This window comes from Pseudomonas sp. NFACC05-1 (genome assembly GCF_900100135.1).
Lineage (GTDB): Bacteria > Pseudomonadota > Gammaproteobacteria > Pseudomonadales > Pseudomonadaceae > Aquipseudomonas > Aquipseudomonas fluorescens_Q.
Genome location: NZ_FMTR01000021.1, coordinates 1 through 15,910 on the forward strand (window position 1 = coordinate 1; position 15,910 = coordinate 15,910).

The 15,910-nt window shown below is 61.2% G+C and carries 20 protein-coding genes; 14 read left to right on the forward strand and 6 right to left on the reverse strand.

Annotated elements, in window-relative coordinates:
- Positions 1-388 precede the first annotated feature (388 nt).
- Positions 389-1,279, forward strand: a complete 891-nt coding sequence (gene rhtA / locus BLO97_RS23730) for a threonine/homoserine exporter RhtA (RefSeq protein ID WP_072348772.1) — start codon at positions 389-391, stop codon at positions 1,277-1,279.
- Between the two features lie 168 nt (positions 1,280-1,447).
- Entirely contained in the window at positions 1,448-1,729 is a 282-nt protein-coding gene (locus tag BLO97_RS23735; protein WP_014337379.1) for a hypothetical protein, read from the forward strand.
- 6 nt (positions 1,730-1,735) lie between these two features.
- Here the strand turns inward: BLO97_RS23735 and BLO97_RS23740 are convergent, their stop codons facing one another.
- On the reverse strand, positions 1,736-2,305 hold the full coding sequence (locus BLO97_RS23740) for a TetR/AcrR family transcriptional regulator (protein ID WP_018600292.1): 570 nt from the start codon (positions 2,303-2,305) through the stop codon (positions 1,736-1,738).
- A 90-nt stretch (positions 2,306-2,395) separates the two neighbouring features.
- Between BLO97_RS23740 and BLO97_RS23745 the strand changes: the two genes are divergently transcribed.
- Positions 2,396-3,124, forward strand: a complete 729-nt coding sequence (locus BLO97_RS23745) for an SDR family oxidoreductase (protein ID WP_063325020.1) — start codon at positions 2,396-2,398, stop codon at positions 3,122-3,124.
- A 32-nt stretch (positions 3,125-3,156) separates the two neighbouring features.
- A complete protein-coding gene (locus tag BLO97_RS23750; RefSeq protein ID WP_072348767.1) occupies positions 3,157-3,747 on the forward strand; it encodes a 2-hydroxychromene-2-carboxylate isomerase in 591 nt (196 codons plus the stop codon).
- A 9-nt stretch (positions 3,748-3,756) separates the two neighbouring features.
- On the opposite strand, the gene BLO97_RS23755 is transcribed toward BLO97_RS23750, so the two are convergent.
- The 5 genes from BLO97_RS23755 to BLO97_RS23775 form a co-directional block, all read right to left on the reverse strand.
- On the reverse strand, positions 3,757-5,565 hold the full coding sequence (locus tag BLO97_RS23755; RefSeq protein WP_092348454.1) for an aminopeptidase P family protein: 1,809 nt from the start codon (positions 5,563-5,565) through the stop codon (positions 3,757-3,759).
- Between the two features lie 45 nt (positions 5,566-5,610).
- On the reverse strand, positions 5,611-6,777 hold the full coding sequence (locus BLO97_RS23760; protein ID WP_092348457.1) for a cysteine desulfurase family protein: 1,167 nt from the start codon (positions 6,775-6,777) through the stop codon (positions 5,611-5,613).
- 159 nt (positions 6,778-6,936) lie between these two features.
- The gene (locus tag BLO97_RS23765) at positions 6,937-7,551 is read right to left on the reverse strand and encodes a LysE family translocator (protein WP_014337373.1); all 615 of its coding nucleotides are present in this window, start codon (positions 7,549-7,551) and stop codon (positions 6,937-6,939) included.
- A gap of 102 nt (positions 7,552-7,653) precedes the next feature.
- Positions 7,654-7,920: a hypothetical protein gene (locus BLO97_RS23770; RefSeq protein ID WP_092147440.1), complete on the reverse strand. Its 267-nt coding sequence runs from the start codon at positions 7,918-7,920 to the stop codon at positions 7,654-7,656.
- A gap of 116 nt (positions 7,921-8,036) precedes the next feature.
- Positions 8,037-8,402: an antibiotic biosynthesis monooxygenase gene (locus tag BLO97_RS23775; RefSeq protein ID WP_092348460.1), complete on the reverse strand. Its 366-nt coding sequence runs from the start codon at positions 8,400-8,402 to the stop codon at positions 8,037-8,039.
- A gap of 96 nt (positions 8,403-8,498) precedes the next feature.
- On the opposite strand from BLO97_RS23775, the gene soxR reads away from it, so the two are divergent.
- The 10 genes from soxR (at position 8,499) to BLO97_RS23825 (ending at position 15,909) form a co-directional block, all read left to right on the forward strand.
- On the forward strand, positions 8,499-8,951 hold the full coding sequence (gene soxR / locus BLO97_RS23780; protein WP_072348756.1) for a redox-sensitive transcriptional activator SoxR: 453 nt from the start codon (positions 8,499-8,501) through the stop codon (positions 8,949-8,951).
- Between the two features lie 105 nt (positions 8,952-9,056).
- Positions 9,057-9,518 (forward strand): VOC family protein, encoded by a 462-nt coding sequence (locus tag BLO97_RS23785; RefSeq protein ID WP_092348463.1) that lies wholly within the window; start codon positions 9,057-9,059, stop codon positions 9,516-9,518.
- A 235-nt stretch (positions 9,519-9,753) separates the two neighbouring features.
- Positions 9,754-10,968 (forward strand): PepSY-associated TM helix domain-containing protein, encoded by a 1,215-nt coding sequence (locus BLO97_RS23790; protein WP_092348466.1) that lies wholly within the window; start codon positions 9,754-9,756, stop codon positions 10,966-10,968.
- The gene (locus tag BLO97_RS23795; protein WP_092348469.1) at positions 10,965-11,507 is read left to right on the forward strand and encodes a thiamine pyrophosphate-binding protein; all 543 of its coding nucleotides are present in this window, start codon (positions 10,965-10,967) and stop codon (positions 11,505-11,507) included. The genes BLO97_RS23790 and BLO97_RS23795 overlap by 4 nt, the downstream gene beginning before the upstream one ends.
- Complete coding sequence (locus BLO97_RS23800) at positions 11,504-11,830, forward strand: hypothetical protein (protein ID WP_063325011.1); 327 nt, start codon at positions 11,504-11,506, stop codon at positions 11,828-11,830. The genes BLO97_RS23795 and BLO97_RS23800 overlap by 4 nt, the downstream gene beginning before the upstream one ends.
- Positions 11,827-12,402 (forward strand): DUF6162 family protein, encoded by a 576-nt coding sequence (locus BLO97_RS23805; protein WP_092348472.1) that lies wholly within the window; start codon positions 11,827-11,829, stop codon positions 12,400-12,402. The genes BLO97_RS23800 and BLO97_RS23805 overlap by 4 nt, the downstream gene beginning before the upstream one ends.
- Before the next feature lie 35 nt (positions 12,403-12,437).
- Positions 12,438-13,367, forward strand: coding sequence for a metal ABC transporter substrate-binding protein (locus BLO97_RS23810; protein ID WP_072348746.1), 930 nt, complete (start codon positions 12,438-12,440; stop codon positions 13,365-13,367).
- Complete coding sequence (locus BLO97_RS23815) at positions 13,364-14,116, forward strand: metal ABC transporter ATP-binding protein (protein WP_072348744.1); 753 nt, start codon at positions 13,364-13,366, stop codon at positions 14,114-14,116. The genes BLO97_RS23810 and BLO97_RS23815 overlap by 4 nt, the downstream gene beginning before the upstream one ends.
- Positions 14,116-15,015, forward strand: coding sequence for a metal ABC transporter permease (locus BLO97_RS23820; RefSeq protein WP_003204050.1), 900 nt, complete (start codon positions 14,116-14,118; stop codon positions 15,013-15,015). Before BLO97_RS23815 ends, BLO97_RS23820 begins: the two co-directional genes overlap by 1 nt.
- Positions 15,016-15,909 (forward strand): metal ABC transporter solute-binding protein, Zn/Mn family, encoded by an 894-nt coding sequence (locus tag BLO97_RS23825; RefSeq protein ID WP_092348475.1) that lies wholly within the window; start codon positions 15,016-15,018, stop codon positions 15,907-15,909.
- Position 15,910 lies beyond the last annotated feature (1 nt).

The window sequence follows — 15,910 nt, forward strand, 5'->3', positions numbered from 1 at the left end:
CGATCTCTCGTTAGCGGGAGGCGAATTCTACAGCGTTACTCGCTGCTGTCAACACCTCTTTTTCACCGCTTTCGACCGAGAAGATCGAACCGCCGATAGAGCCAAACAACACCGCTCCACCTGCTCCTTCCGGGCTTCGATGAACTGAAGCCCCGCACCTTCGAAACCTACTTAACTCATTGAATCTCAAGGAGTTTTCCGTTTCGACTGCGCCGGAAGTGGGGCGAATTATAGACTTCCAGAATCTGCCGTCAACCCTTAATTTGATTTTTCTATCTTTAGCCCGACATGACACTTAAATCTGCCCGGTATATAGACGGAATCGCTGCATATGCGCAATATACTGCTCAACATTGCCCCCCGCCTTTATTCTGGACGACACTTCGTAATGACACCCCCTCCACATCGCAGCCTGGCCGCCACCCTGTATCCGGTTGCCCTACTATTAATAGCCATGGCCTCCATTCAATCGGGAGCCTCCCTCGCCAAAAGCATGTTCCCTGTAGTGGGCGCACAGGGCACAACAACGCTGCGACTCATTTTTGCCAGCCTCATCATGCTGTTATTGCTACGTCCCTGGCGCGCCAAGCTCACCGCCCAATCCCTGCGCACCGTGATCGTTTACGGGATGGCATTGGGCGGCATGAACTTTCTCTTCTATATGTCGGTTCGTACCGTTCCACTGGGCATTGCCGTAGCACTGGAGTTCACCGGCCCCCTGGCAGTCGCCATATACGCCTCACGCAGGGCAATCGATTTTCTCTGGATCGCCCTGGCAGTCGCTGGCCTGCTTCTGCTTATACCGACCGGTGCGACCAATGCCGGTATTGACCTGCTTGGAGCCGGCTACGCGCTGGGCGCAGGTGTTTGCTGGGCGTTGTACATCCTGTTTGGCCAGAAAGCCGGTGCGGACAATGGCGTACAAACCGCCGCTTTGGGGGTAATGATCGCCGCTCTGTTCGTCGCACCGATTGGTATCGTGCACGCGGGTGCCGCACTGCTCACACCGAGCCTGATTCCAATCGCCATCGGCGTCGCCATCCTGTCTACGGCCCTGCCCTACACCCTGGAAATGATCTCCCTGACCCGAATGCCAGCCCGCACTTTCGGTACTCTGATGAGCGTCGAACCGGCAGTCGCGGCCCTGTCGGGGCTAGTCTTTCTGCAGGAGTACTTGTCCTTGGCCCAATGGCTCGCCATTACCTGCATCATCCTCGCGTCGGTCGGCGCAACGATGACCATGGGCAACACTGCGAAGCCTGCCGTCGCGGCAGATTGAAGCAGGATTTAACGAAGGTCTGGTATTTGCCCCGCATTTAGGCCATGTTTAGACCGGTAACCCAATGTCAGACATGGATTTTTTCATACAGGACGTCATGAACGCTTCAAGCAAGAGCGAACACAATCGTACGTGGACACAAGATCCACGACGATTATAAGGACGGGAATGAAACGAATTTTGATACTGATCGCCGTACTTGCAGTAGCAGGCTGTGCGGCAACATCGAAAACTGAAGTCAAGCGCGGCAAGAAAGGCCTGCACATCAACTGCTCCGGCCTGTCCTCATCCTGGGATCAGTGCGCCGCCAGCGCCGCCAATTCATGTGCTCCCAAGGGTTACAAGGTCATTGCCAAGTCCGGCGACGCCGTCGAGGAGCCCGGGGATTATCCCTTCGGGCTCAACCCCGCTGGCTATACCAGCCGCAGCATGATCGTCATCTGTAAATAGGCCACGTCAGTCGAGCCCTTGCTCGGCCATTCGGCGCCTAATCTCCTCATGACTGGATTTGAGGACGTCACGCTGGACCTGCGGCGTGACCAGCATCCGCGCAACCACCAATGCTCCCACGCATTGAGACAGGATTGCCCAGGCCAGACTGTCGCTTCCCAATATCCGCGCCCAGCTTTCGTGCAAACGACAGATCCACGTTTGCGCCGCCTCCCTCACCTGGACATCCGATCGCGCGATCTCGGCACCCAGCACCGGTAACGCACACCCTGCTTCGGGCTGCTCAACGTGGCTCATGCTCAGGTACTGCTTGAGGCAGCGCTCCAGCTTCATTGAGTCCATCGCACCGTCGCCACTCAGACGATCCAGGCTTTGGGCCAATTCCCGCTCAACAATGGCCTTGAAAAGCTCATCCTTCGATGAGAAGTGGCTATAAAACGCACCGCCGCTCAACCCGATAGCTTTCATCAAACCATCGACGCCGACCGTGGAGAAACCCGACTTCTTGGCAGAGACGGCACTGCTGGCGAGCAGTTTCTCGCGGGTTTCCATTTTGTGATTGGCTGAATATCGCATGGTTCCTGCCCCTGATTGCTCACCTTGACGCTTGCCGGATCTTAGCATAACGTCCGTTTAGTTAACGATCGTTTACCAATGAGGCTGACCATGAATAACAAGAAGGTCGTACTGGTTGTTGGCGCGGGCGATGCCACCGGCGGAGCGATTGCCAAACGCTTTGCGCAGGAAGGTTTTGTGGCCTGTGTTACCCGTCGCAGCGCCGACAAACTCGAACCCCTGGTGGATGGAATCCGCGCCCAAGGCGGCGAAGCCCACGGGTTTGCCTGCGATGCACGCAAAGAGGACGACGTGATCGCACTCATCGAGCAAATCGAGAACCAGATCGGCCCGATCGAAGCCTTTGTGTTCAACATCGGCGCCAACGTCCCCTGCAGCATCCTCGAAGAAACCGCACGCAAGTATTTCAAGATCTGGGAAATGGCCTGTTTCTCAGGCTTTCTCAATGCACGGGAAGTGGCCAAGCGCATGGTCAAGCGCCAGCGCGGGACAATTCTGTTTACCGGGGCAACGGCGGGATTGCGTGGCGCTTCGGGGTTTGCCGCATTCGCGGGCGCCAAGCATGGCATCCGGGCACTGGCCCAGAGCATGGCCCGTGAGCTGGGACCGATGAATATTCACGTGGCCCACGTGGTGGTGGACGGCGCCATCGACACTGACTTCATCCGCGATAATTTCCCGGAGAAATATGCCACCAAGGATCAGGACGGCATCCTGAACCCTGAACACATCGCCGACAATTACTGGTACCTGCACAGCCAACCCCGCGACGCCTGGACCTTCGAACTGGACCTGCGGCCCTGGAGCGAACGCTGGTAAACCTCCCCTCACACAACAAGAGAGCAGATCCCATGAGCAAATCGGTGGAGTTTTACTTCGATTTCGGCAGCCCGACTACGTACCTGGCCTACACCCAGTTGCCGACACTGTGCGCGCAGACCAACAGCCAGCTGATCTATCGCCCGATGTTATTGGGTGGCGTCTTCAAGGCAACCGGCAATGCATCACCAGCGACAGTGCCGGCCAAGAATCCTTACCTGTTCAAGGATCTGAATCGCTTCGCCAAGCGCTATGGGGTCGCTTTCAAGTTCAATCCACACTTCCCCATCAATACACTGCAACTGATGCGCGCGGTGACTGGCATGCAATTGCGCCAACCTGAACGCTTCGAGGCCTTCGTCGATTGCCTGTTCCGCGCCTTTTGGGTGGACGCCCGCAACCTCAATGACCCCACGACCGTCGCAGCAGTCCTGAACGAAGGCGGTTTCGACGCCGACTATGTGCTGGCCCTGACGAACGACGAGCAGGTCAAGCAAGCCCTCAAGACCGCCACTGAAGAAGCCGTCGCACGGGGCGTGTTCGGCGCCCCGAGCATGTTTGTCGGCAACGAGTTGTTCTTCGGCCAGGATCGGTTGGACTTCGTCCGTGAAGCCCTTGCCTGATCCTCTACTTCAAATGGCCATCGTTCGCGTGTTCAGCCATTGCAGTGCGTCACCGTCCAGCAAGGGACCCAAACGACGCTGAACCTCGGCGTGGTAAGCGTTGAACCAGTCTTTTTCGTCCTGGGTCAGCAAAGAAGGTTCCAGGCAGCGGGTGTCGATCGGGCACAGGGTCAGGGTTTCGAACTCAAGGAACTCGCCGAACTCGCTGCTTCCGGCTTCACGGTTCAACACCAGGTTCTCGATACGCACACCCCAGCGACCGGGACGATAAGTGCCCGGCTCGATGGAGGTGATCATGCCAACCTGCATCGCCGTTTGCGGCGCGGCAGCGGCTTGATAGGCAATCACCTGCGGGCCTTCGTGGACATTGAGGAAATAGCCGACGCCATGACCGGTGCCGTGGCCGTAATCCACCTGCTCTGCCCAGATCGGTGCGCGCGCGATGGCATCCAGCAACGGCGAAAGAATGCCCCGTGGGAATTTGGCCCGGGACAGGGCAATCACGCCCTTGAGCACGCGCGTGCAATCACGTTTCTGCTCGGCAGTGGGTGTGCCGACCGGCACCATGCGAGTGATATCGGTGGTGCCCCCCAAGTACTGGCCGCCAGAATCGATCAGCAACAGGCCATCACCTTCGATGACCGCATGGGCTTCTTCCGTGGCGTGGTAATGAGGCATCGCGCCGTTGGCGTTAAAGGCGGCGATGGTGTTGAAACTCAGGGAGACGAAGTCCGGCCGGCGCGTGCGGGCGGCGGTCAGGTGCTCGTCGATGGTCAATTCGGTGATGCGCTCGCGCCCCCAGGCCCCTTCCAGCCAGGCGAAGAACTCACAGAGCGCCGCGCCATCCTGCTCCATGGCCCGACGGATGTGCTCGGCATCGGCCAGGCTTTTTCGGGACTTGGCCAGCGTCGTTGGGTTGAGACCTTCGACCAGCTTCACGCCGCTGCCCAGATTATCCAGCAAGCCGACCGTCACCCGCGCCGGATCGATCTGCAGGCTCGCACCGTCCGGCACTTCACGCAAAGCGCCGGCGGCTTCGCTGTAATCGCGCAGGGTCACGCCGTCCTGTTCAAGAACGGCACGCAGCGCTGCGTCAACCTTGTCCAGGGCCACGAACAGCGTCGCCTGTTGCTGGCCGATCAAGGCAAAGGAGACGAATACCGGGTTGAACGACACATCCGCGCCGCGCAGGTTGAACAACCAGGCGATGTCATCCAGCGTGGCGATGAAATGCCAGTCGGCACCACGCTCCTTGAGGGATTCGCGCAGCTTGGTGAGTTTCTCGACCCGGCTGACGGTCGCCTGGGGCGGCAAATGGGCATAGACCGGCTGATCCGGCAAGCTTGGGCGATCGCTCCAGGCCTCCTTGAGCAGGTCGATGTCGGTACGCAACCGCGCGCCACGCTCCGCAAGTTTGCCCCCCAGGGTTCGGGCCGATGCCACGGCCATGACCGCACCGTCGACGGCGACCACCCCACCCTCAGGCGTTTGTTCCGCCAGCCAGTCCAAGGGGCCGGGTTGGCCGGGAATGAGCTTGACCAGTTCGATACCACTGCCCTCCAGTTCCTTGGTGGCCTGCTCCCAATAACGGCTATCGGCCCAGACGCCAGCGAAACTGCCCGTCACGATCAAGGTACCCACCGAGCCATGGAAGCCTGACAACCATTGCCGCCCCTGCCAATAGCCCGGCAGATATTCGGACAGATGCGGGTCGGCCGATGGCACCAGAAGCGCATGAATGCCCTCTCGGCTCATCAGTTGGCGGATTTTGGCCAGGCGCTGGGGAACCAGTCCACGGGACAAAGGCTCGGTGCTCATTGTTTCTCCTGCTCATTGATATTGTTGTTCGATGCCGAAAACGGCTTATGGGGTCGTGGCCCAGAACGCCGGCGCAGTCGCGCACGCCGCCTGGATCAGCCGCACCGCCTCGTCGATATCCTGTTCAGTGGTAAAGCGGCCCAGGCTCAGGCGAATGGTTCGCCCGGCCGCGCGCGCATCGTGCCCCAGGGCCAGCAGCACGTGGGACGGGCTGTTCTGCGCCGAATTGCAGGCCGAGGTGGCGGAAAATGCAATCGATGCGCTCAACGCCGCCGGGTTGAACTCACCTTCGTTGAAGGTCAGGCTCAGCGTGTGGGGAATCCGGCGGCTCGCACTGCCGTTTATACGCACACCGGGCAAGGCCCGCAGCGGCTCAAGCAAACGATTGCGCAACCGGGCGATTTTAGCGAGTTCTTCCTCGAATGCCTCGGCCGCGAGTTCGAATGCGGCGCCCATGGCTGCGATCTGGTGGGTCGCCAGGGTCCCGGAGCGCAAACCACCTTCATGCCCACCGCCGTGAATCTGTGCCGACAGCCGTGGCCGGGCACAGTCGCCGACGTAGAGCGCACCGATGCCCTTGGGGCCGTAGATCTTATGCGCGGAAAAAGACATCAGGTCCACCGGCCAACGAGACAGGTCGATCTGCACCTTCCCGGCGCCCTGGGCTGCGTCCACATGAAACAGCGCACCGTGCGCGCGAACGATCTCGCCGATGGCGATGACGTCGTTGACGGTGCCCAACTCGTTGTTCACCAGCATCAGCGACACCAGGAACGTGTCTTCGCGTAACGCCTCGCGAACCGCTTGCGGGCTGATCAGGCCCTCGGCGTCCGGCGCCAGCCAGGTCACCGCGACGCCGCTCTCTTCAAGCTGGCGCGCCGTATCGAGAATCGCCTTGTGTTCGATCAGACTGGTGATGATATGGCCGGCGGAACCACCGCGCGCCTGGGCCACCCCCTTGAGGGCCAGATTATTGGACTCGGTAGCGCCGGACGTCCAGACGATCTGTTCGGGCTGAGCCCCGACCAGTTGCGCCACCTGCTGGCGGGCACGCTCTACCGAGCGCCGAGCCTCCTGGCCGAAGGCATGGGAACTGGAAGCCGGGTTGCCAAAGTTGCCGTCAAAGCCCAGACACTCGACCATGACCCGGATGACCCGCTCATCCACCGGCGTGGTGGCGGCGTAGTCGAAATACAAAGGACGTTTATTCATAGGAAACTCGCAGAGCCTGCTCCGGGATCAGGCGCCCTCGTTGGGTTCGAGACTAGCAATACCTGATCAAAGACCTTAAAGAAGTCGGACTTCGTTTAAAAGTGCGTAGGAACGCTCCTGAACAGCGAGCTTAGCAGGCATCGCGGCGAAGCTCAGCCCTCAACTGATGCTTTCGAGCAACAATGGATACAGCGAAGCGACCAACAGCAGCGCCATGCCCCAGTTGAACAGGCGCAACCAGCGACGATCACGCAACAGGTTGCGCAACAGGCTGCCGCACACCACCCACAGACTCACGCTTGGCAGGTTGATCAGGGCAAACACCGCCGCGATCACCAACACGTTAAAGAAATAACCCTGAAGTGGCGTGTACGTACTGATGGCACCGATGGCCATGATCCAGGCCTTGGGATTGACCCATTGGAACGCCGCCGCGCCCCAGTAGCTGATCGGCGTATTGTCTCCCGGCTGGCTTTCCGAAACCGGACCGGAGTGGGCGATTTTCCACGCCAGGTACAACAGATACGCCGCGCCGATGTAGCGCAGCGCGGTATAAAGCAGTGGATAAGTCTGGAACACCGCGCCCAGGCCAAGGCCCACCGCCAGCACCAGGGAAAAGAAGCCGCAGGTAATACCCAGCATGTGAGGAATGGTGCGGTTGAAACCGAAATTGACACCCGAGGCCAACAACATGGTGTTGTTAGGGCCAGGCGTGATCGAGGTCACCAGGGCAAACAGGGCGAAGCCCAGCAGCAGGTCAAGCGAAAGGGTCATTTCAAGGCAGTCCATCAGGGCGATCAGTCAAGTCACGACCCTACCCCACGCCTTGGCGCAAACCCACGGACAGTTGGGCAAAACTTTAAGCGGTACAGTCCCTCAACTTGACCGGCCTGGCTGTTGCACGACCCGCTCGGCACTCATCTGGCCCTGATCGTCGAAACCCACGTTTTTCTGCGACGAACCGAGTAACTCGGCTTTTTTCGCGTGGTATTCATCGAACGAGAGGCCGCGGCGATTCAGGGCCTCAAGCGCCAGTTCGCGGGTCTCGTCGGCGGTGTAGGGGCGCAGCTCCGGGGAAGAACTGGCGCAACCGCCCAGGAGGGTGGCGGTCAACAGCAGCAAAACAGCAAGGGTACGGTTCATGGCAAGTGTCCGGTGTTCTGGAGTTGGGCGATGAACAAAGGCTACCCGCCAGCCCTGCGCGGCAGAAATCAACCCTCTCGATAGTGGCTATTGCCTTTGCGGATCAGCCGCTGCACTCAGTCGACCAACTGGCAATGCAACGCGTTGTCCAGACTGCGCTCGATGTTGTGCAGCACTTGGAACGAGCCAAACGTCACGGCTTTGGCTCGATGAGCCTGGATCAGCCACCAGAAATCCCGCTCGCCCGTTTCGAAGCTTTGAAGCGCCGCCTCGCCTGCCTCGCGGGTTTGCCACTGCAAATAGTTGAGCACCCGCCGACCATCCTCGCTGGCCTGGATACTGGCACTCAGGAACCCCGGGTGGTCCCGAGCCAGGCGCTCGGTTTGTTCCGACAAGGCGGTTACCAGCGCCTGCTGCCATTGCGGTTCGATATCGAACTCCATCAACTGGGTGAAACTGCGGTTGTTCCTTGGTGATTGCATGAAAGGTCCCCTCTGCACGTAAGGCGGATCTTGCGACCCGAACGCGTGCAGGGTAAAACCTCAAGTTAACTTTAGGTCAAGCAGCGAATCGAAGCGATGACGCAGATCGATATCCACAAGGAACTCACCGTCGGCCAGGTGGCCGCCCGCAGCGGCGTGGCGGTCACGGCCCTGCACTTCTATGAATCCAAGGGGCTGATCAAAAGCACGCGCAACCAGGGCAACCAACGTCGCTACTCACGGGCAGTATTGCGCCGCGTGGCGCTGATCAAGGTTGCCCAGCGCCTGGGTATTCCTTTGGCGGAGATCGGCGAGGCGTTGAACAACCTGCCGGACAACCGTGCGCCAACGGCCGCCGACTGGCAGACCTTGTCGGCGCAGTGGAGCCGGGACCTGGACGAGCGCATCAACCAATTGGTGGCGCTGCGTGATCGACTCAACGGCTGCATCGGCTGCGGATGCCTGTCGATGGAGGCTTGCCCGCTGCGCAATCAGGGCGACGTGCTGGGCAAACACGGGCCAGGGGCTCACCTGCTGGAGCAGCCGTGAAGCGTTCGTCGGGACATGAGCCCGTCCACGGCGGCTGACCTATAGTGGATGGGCGCAAAACGACGAAGACTCTCTTCGCCTCCCATAACAACAAGGAGAACCGTCATGGGTGTCAAAGCCATTCCCGAAGGTTTCCATAACATCACGCCCTACCTGGGCATTCAAAAAGCTGCCGAAGCCATCGACTTCTACAAAAAAGCCTTCAATGCCACCGAGGTCATGCGCTTGGCCATGCCCGACGGAGGCATCGGGCATGCCGAACTGCGGATCAACGGGTTTCCTATCATGCTCGGCACGCCTTGCGACCAAGGCCCACTGAGCAACCCGGACAAATCGCCATCGGTCGGCCTGCATTTATATGTCGAAGACGTGGACAGCGCATTTGCCCAGGCCATTGCGGCTGGTGGCACAGTGATTTCAGAGGTCAAGGACCAGTTTTACGGCGATCGTACCGGCACCTTGAAAGATCCCTATGGGCATCTGTGGTTCCTGGCGACGCACAAGGAAGATCTGAGCCAGGAACAGATCGAGCAACGGGCCAGGGAGATGTTCCAACAGCAAGGCTGATTGCCCAGAAGCTCCCTGCCCTTGTGGCCAGGGAGCCGAGCTCCCTGGCCACAAAAAGCACTGAAACTAAACGCGAAACATTTTCTTTCATCTTCCTTTTCGGGATTTCGCTCGCTCGTTCGTCTTAATTAGATGCAGTAGGCCGCGTCGGCAAAAGCCACGGCCTGCCTTTTACGGTTCACGGTACTGCGAAGCCCGTAATACCGAACCTTTCATCGAATCAAGACGTTCAATCATGTCGAAGAAATCCCGCTCCAAACTCTGGTTCCTGGTCCATAGCTGGCTGGCACTGCCCATCTGGTTTTTCGTGCTCATCGTTTGCGTGACCGGCACCCTCGCGGTGGTCAGCCAGGAGATCGTCTGGCTGGTCAACCCTGACATGCGTGCCAGCAAGCCCTCGGACGATGCCCCGCTGCTCAGCTATGACCAGGTGATTGCCTCGATCAAGCAAGCCCAACCGCAAACCCAGGTGCAAAGCATCGCGCGTCCGGACGAGTCACATTTTGCACTGGAGGCCAAGGTAACCTATCCCGACGGGCGCCCCGACACGGTCTACGTCAATCCGTACAGCGGCGTCATCCAGGGCTCGGCACCGGCGTTCAATTTCAGGGGCTTCACCCGCGCGCTGCACGGATGGTGGTTGGTGCCGTTCACCAACGGCTACAGCTGGGGCTGGTACCTGGTGTCGCTCCTGGGGCTACCGTTGCTGGCGTCCCTGGTGACCGGGCTGGTGGTCTACAAGCGCTTCTGGAAAGGCTTTTTCCGTCCAACCTTGCGTATCCGCCACGGTGCCCGCATTTTCTGGGGCGACTTCCACCGGCTCAGCGGTATCTGGTCGATCTGGTTCATCGCGGTCATCTCCGTCACCGGCACCTGGTTCCTGATCGAAGCCTTGCTGTCCGACAACCAGATTTCCATCTCCAGCGCCCCGGTCATCCCGGTCGTCGCCCGGGAAAGCGTGCCGCTGTCCGTCGATGGCGTTGCGCCGCCGCAACTGAACCTGGACCGGGCCATCGAGATCGCCCGGCAGCGCATCCCGGGCTTGGAAGCGAGCTTTGTCAGCCTGCCCGGCAACGCCTACAGCCATCTGGAAGTCGGCGGCCGTGGTTGGTACCCGCTGATGTACCAGACCGCCACCATCAATCCCTACAACGGTGACGTGGCGGCCTCGCGGTTGCTGTCGGACCGCACGACGCTGGAGTTCGTCACCGAGTCCATGCGCCCACTGCACACCGGGGATTTTGGCGGCCTCTGGATCAAACTCATCTGGTTCTTCTTCGGCTTGATCCTGAGCATGATGGTCCTCAGCGGGTTGCTGATCTGGACCAAACGCACCGCCCTGGCCACTGCCAATGCGTTCAAGCGCAGCCAAAAACCTGCACGTGAAGCCCGGGCTGCCCGGGCATTGCAGCCGTCCATGCAGCGTGAATCGCCGGAGGGCAACCTGTGAACACGTCCAACACAGCCTCGCCACCGTCACGCCTGAGCCTGTTCTGGCACAAATGGCGCTTTCACCTCAACGTGCTGTTGCTACTGATTCCCCTGGGCTTCATGCCCAAGTATTTCTCGGAGGCGTCGTTGTTTCGCGGCGATGCCGGGCTCGGCGAGCGGGAAGTCGGTGAAGTCCAGGTCGGTCCCTGGAGCCTGCGCCTGGCCGAATTTCGCAACGAAGCCCCCCGCGTCCAAGGGCCTGCCGGGCCGATGAAACACTTCAACGCCGCCCTGTGCCAAAGCTGCATCGGTCAGGTCAAGGCCACCTACCTGCGTATCGGCAAGCCCCGCAGCCTGCGGGCCGCCGGGGTGATTTTCTTTGGCTCGCCCTATCGCATGGGCGCCTTGTTGCCGGTTCCACCAAAGACCCAGCCCGATGCCGAACTGTGGATAACCCTCGAAGGTTGGGACGGTTCGATGCATCAGGCCTCCATTCCCCTGAGCCAGGCCTCCCCGGCCACCGTTGCCTGGCTGAAGAACCAAGGAGCCAAACCATGACCCTCCGCGCTTTATCCAAGGGCCTGGCGCTGCTGTTCTGCGCAGGTGCAAGCACCAGTGCCCTGGCCCACAACCCGATGTGCGAATGCAAGGCCATCGACGCCGAGCAGATCCAATGCACCGGAGGTTTTTCCGACGGCAGCGGTGCACCCGGAGTGACCCTGGACGTGATCGGTTATGACGAAACCATCCTCGTCCCGGGCAAGCTCGGCGCCGACTCGAAGCTGACCTTCAAGAAACCGAACGCCGAATTCTACGTGCTCTTCGACGCCGGCCCCGGCCACGTGGTGGAAATCGACCAAGCCGACATCGAGGCCCCATGAGCAACGCCACGACTCAAGTCATCCGCCCCGCGGGTGCGGGCCATGAAACCCTGTATGTGTTGCTGCTCTGCCTGGTCATCGTGGTGGTCGCCGGGTCTGTGGTGGCCTGGCATGGCAAAGCCGAGGACACGCCTCACCTGGCCTCGAACCAGCTCGACGCCCGCCGCGACCTCAGCGCCGCCGAGCAAGGCATCTACGCCGACCTGCGGGTGACCCTGGATGAAATTCGCTTGCTGCGCGAAGACCAACCCACCCTGCCCAGTCCGCCAACCCTGGCCGAAGAAGGCTTCGCGCCATTCGCCCAGGACGCCAGTTCCGTCAGCCGGGGCGGCCACGCCTGGCAACAACTGCAGAACCGGGCTTACTTCGGCGCCAGTGCCAATCCGTCGGTGGCCGGCTCGTTTCTGATGCGTATCGGCGAAGCGTCCGACGCCGCCCCGGACATCTGGCTCAACCGCGGAACCGGCCTAGCGACGCCCACCGCGCTGGACGATGCGACGCTGTCCGCCACCGGCTGGCAACAGATCGTCGCGCAATTCGATGCCGGCGTAACCCGCCAGCACCGGCACTGACCCCACGCCTTCATTCGAGAGAAGACCGTTTGCCCATGCCTATTGCATCCCAACGCCGCCCCTTGCTGCGCCTGCTGCTGATCGGCCTGCTGGCCTGCCTGTTCACCTCGCCGGTGAGCGCCGAAACAGCCAAGCGTCTGCGCATCGGCATCACCCTGCACCCTTATTACAGCTATGTGAGCAACATCGTCGGCGACAAGGCCGAGGTCGTGCCGCTGATCCCGGCCGGTTTCAACCCCCATGCCTATGAACCACGGGCCGAGGACATCAAGCGCATCAGCGGCCTCGACGTGATCGTGCTCAACGGCGTGGGTCACGATGACTTCGCCGACCGCATGATCGCCGCCAGCGAAACCCCGAACGTGAAAGTAATCGAGGCCAATGAAAACGTGCCCCTGCTGGCTGCCACCGGCACGGCGGCTCGTGGCGCGGGGAAGGTCGTGAATCCACATACTTTCCTGTCCATCAGCGCCTCCATCGCTCAGGTCAATAACATCGCCCGAGAGCTGGGCAAGCTCGACCCGGACAACGCCAAGGCCTACACCCAGAACGCCCGCGCCTACGGCAAGCGCCTGCGGCAGATGCGCGCCGCGGCCCTGGCGAAGCTGACCCAGGCCCCCAACGCCGAGTTGCGGGTCGCCACGGTGCATGCCGCCTACGACTACCTGTTGCGCGAATTCGGCCTGGAAGTGACCGCTGTGGTCGAGCCGGCCCATGGCATCGAACCAAGCCCCAGCCAATTGAAGAAAACCATCGACCAACTGCGCGAGCTGGACGTGAAGGTGATCTTCTCGGAGATGGATTTCCCGTCCACCTACGTCGACACCATCCAGCGTGAATCGGGCGTGAAGCTGTACCCGCTCTCACATATTTCCTACGGCGACTACAGCCCCGAGAAGTACGAAAAGGAAATGGCCGGCAACCTCGACACCGTGGTCCGGGCCATCCAGGAGTCTGGCGCATGACCGTCCAGGAAACCCTCACTCTGCGACACGTCGGCCCCTTGATCGAGTTCGCCGATGTCAGCCTGAACCTGGGCCGCACCACCATTCTCGACCGCGTGGCGTTTCAGGTGGAACCCGGTAGCATCCATGCCTTGGTGGGCCCCAATGGCGGCGGCAAGAGTTCGCTGATCAAGACCTTGCTCGGGCAGATGCCACACCAGGGACGCTTGAGCCTGCAATGGCCAGGCGAACCCGGGGTGATCGGCTACGTGCCCCAGGCGCTGGAGTTCGACCGGGGCCTGCCCATGACGGTGGACGACTTCATGGCGGCGATGTGTCAGCGGCGACCGGCTTTTCTCGGCTTGAGCAAGCACTACGCTGGGGCCATTGGCCAGGCCCTGGAGCGGGTCGGCATGCAGGACAAGCGCAAGCGGCGCATGGGCGCGCTGTCCGGTGGTGAGCGCCAGCGAGTGTTGCTGGCCCAGGGGCTGATTCCCTCGCCGCAACTGCTGGTACTGGATGAACCGATGTCGGCCCTGGATGAGGCCGGTATCCAGGTATTCGAGCAATTGCTGCAGGACTGGCGCCAAGCCGGAATCACCGTGCTTTGGATCGAACATGACCTGGAAGCCGTCGGGCGCCTGGCCGACCGTGTCACCGGCCTGAATCGTCGCGTGCTATTCGACGGTCCGCCCCGCCAGATCCTGACTCCAGAACGCCTGCTGACGCTGTTTTCCACCCATCCGCGCACGAACGGGAGCGCTGCCTGATGAGTTATGAAGCCTTTCGTCTGATGGTTCAGGGCTGGGCCTCGTCCGGTTACCTGCCCGAGGCGCTGGCCTACGGGTTCGTGGTCAATGCGTTGCTGGCCGGGTTGTTGATCGGCCCGGTGCTGGGCGGTCTCGGCACGCTGGTGGTGGTCAAGCGCTTCGCGTTTTTCTCCGAGGCGGTGGGCCATGCGGCGCTGACCGGCGTGGCCATCGGCATCCTGCTCGGCGAACCCTACACCGGCCCTTACGGCAGCCTGTTCGGCTACTGCCTGTTGTTCGGCATCCTGCTCAATTACCTGCGCAACCGCACCGGCTTGGCGCCGGACACGCTGATCGGCGTATTCCTGTCAGTGTCCCTGGCCTTGGGCGCCAGCCTGCTGTTGATCCTGGCGGGCAAGATCAATGTGCACATCCTGGAAAACGTACTGTTCGGCTCGGTGCTGACGGTCAATGGCAATGACCTGCTGGTGCTGGCGGTGGTCGGCTCGCTGGTGATGGCCCTGGCCTTGCCGCTGTACAACCGCATCATGCTCGCCAGCTTCAACCCGCAACTGGCGGCAGTGCGCGGGGTGGCAGTCAAGACACTGGACTACCTGTTCGTGATCTTGGTGACGCTGATCACCGTGGCGGCAGTGAAAGTCATCGGCGCCATTCTGGTGGGCGCGTTGCTGGTGATCCCGGCTGCGGCGGCTCGCCTGCTCAGCCAATCATTGAAAGGCTTTTTCTGGTGTTCAGTGCTGATAGCCACCGCCAGCACCTTGTGCGGGATCCTCGCGCCGATTGTGTTCGACCTGCCGATCCCATCCGGTGCCGCGATCATCCTGGTGGCCGGCATCGCCTTCGCCCTGAGCGCCATCGCCCGCGGTGTCGTCCCCAGCCTCAAAGGGAATCTTGGATAAATGGTTTTTTCATTGCGACAACTGAGCCTGGCCGTCGCGTTATGCGGCGTGGCCATCACCTCGTCATTCGCCGGCGAAAAGGTTCGTCTGCTGGCATCGCTGCCAGTCACCTATGGATTGGGGGAAGCCTTGCTCAAGGGCACCGAGGTCAGCCTGGAGCGGGCCGCGCCCGCCAATCTGCCCGGCACCCGGCAGAGCGCCTACTTCAGCGGCCGTGGCGCGCCGGCCTTGAGCAAACTGGCCAGCGCTGCTGACGGGGTCATCGGCCTGCGCTCGCTGTGGCCGGACGATCCGCTGTACCCCATGGCCCGACGCAGCAATATTCGCATCGTCGAAGTCGATGCCGCGCGCCCGGTGGACGGTGCCCTGCCCGGTATCGCCGTGCAACCGGGCATGGCCGACGGCCTGGCGAGCCAACCGTGGATGGCCAGTCATAACCTGGGGCGCATGGCCGACGTGATCGCCGCCGATCTGGTGCGCCTGGCCCCGGCGGACAAACCGAAGATCGACGCCAACCTGGCGGCCCTGAAGCAGCGCCTGCTCAAACTCAGCGCCGATAGCGAAAAACGCCTCGCCAGCGCCGACAACCTGAGCGTGGTCAGCCTGAGCGAGCATTTCGGCTACCTGATCAGCGGGCTCAACCTGGACGCCATCAGCACCGATACCCGGCCCGACGCCGACTGGACAGCCGAAACTCTCAAGCAATTGACCGCGACCTTGAAAGACAACGACGTGGCGCTGGTGCTGCACCATCGCCAGCCTTCGGAGGCGCTGAAAGCCGCCATCACCGAGGGTGGCAGCCAGTTGTTGGTGCTCAGCACCGATGGGACCGATCCGGTGACGGAGCTGGAAAGCAATGTGGGGCTGGTCGTTACCGCGCTGACGGAAGGCTGAC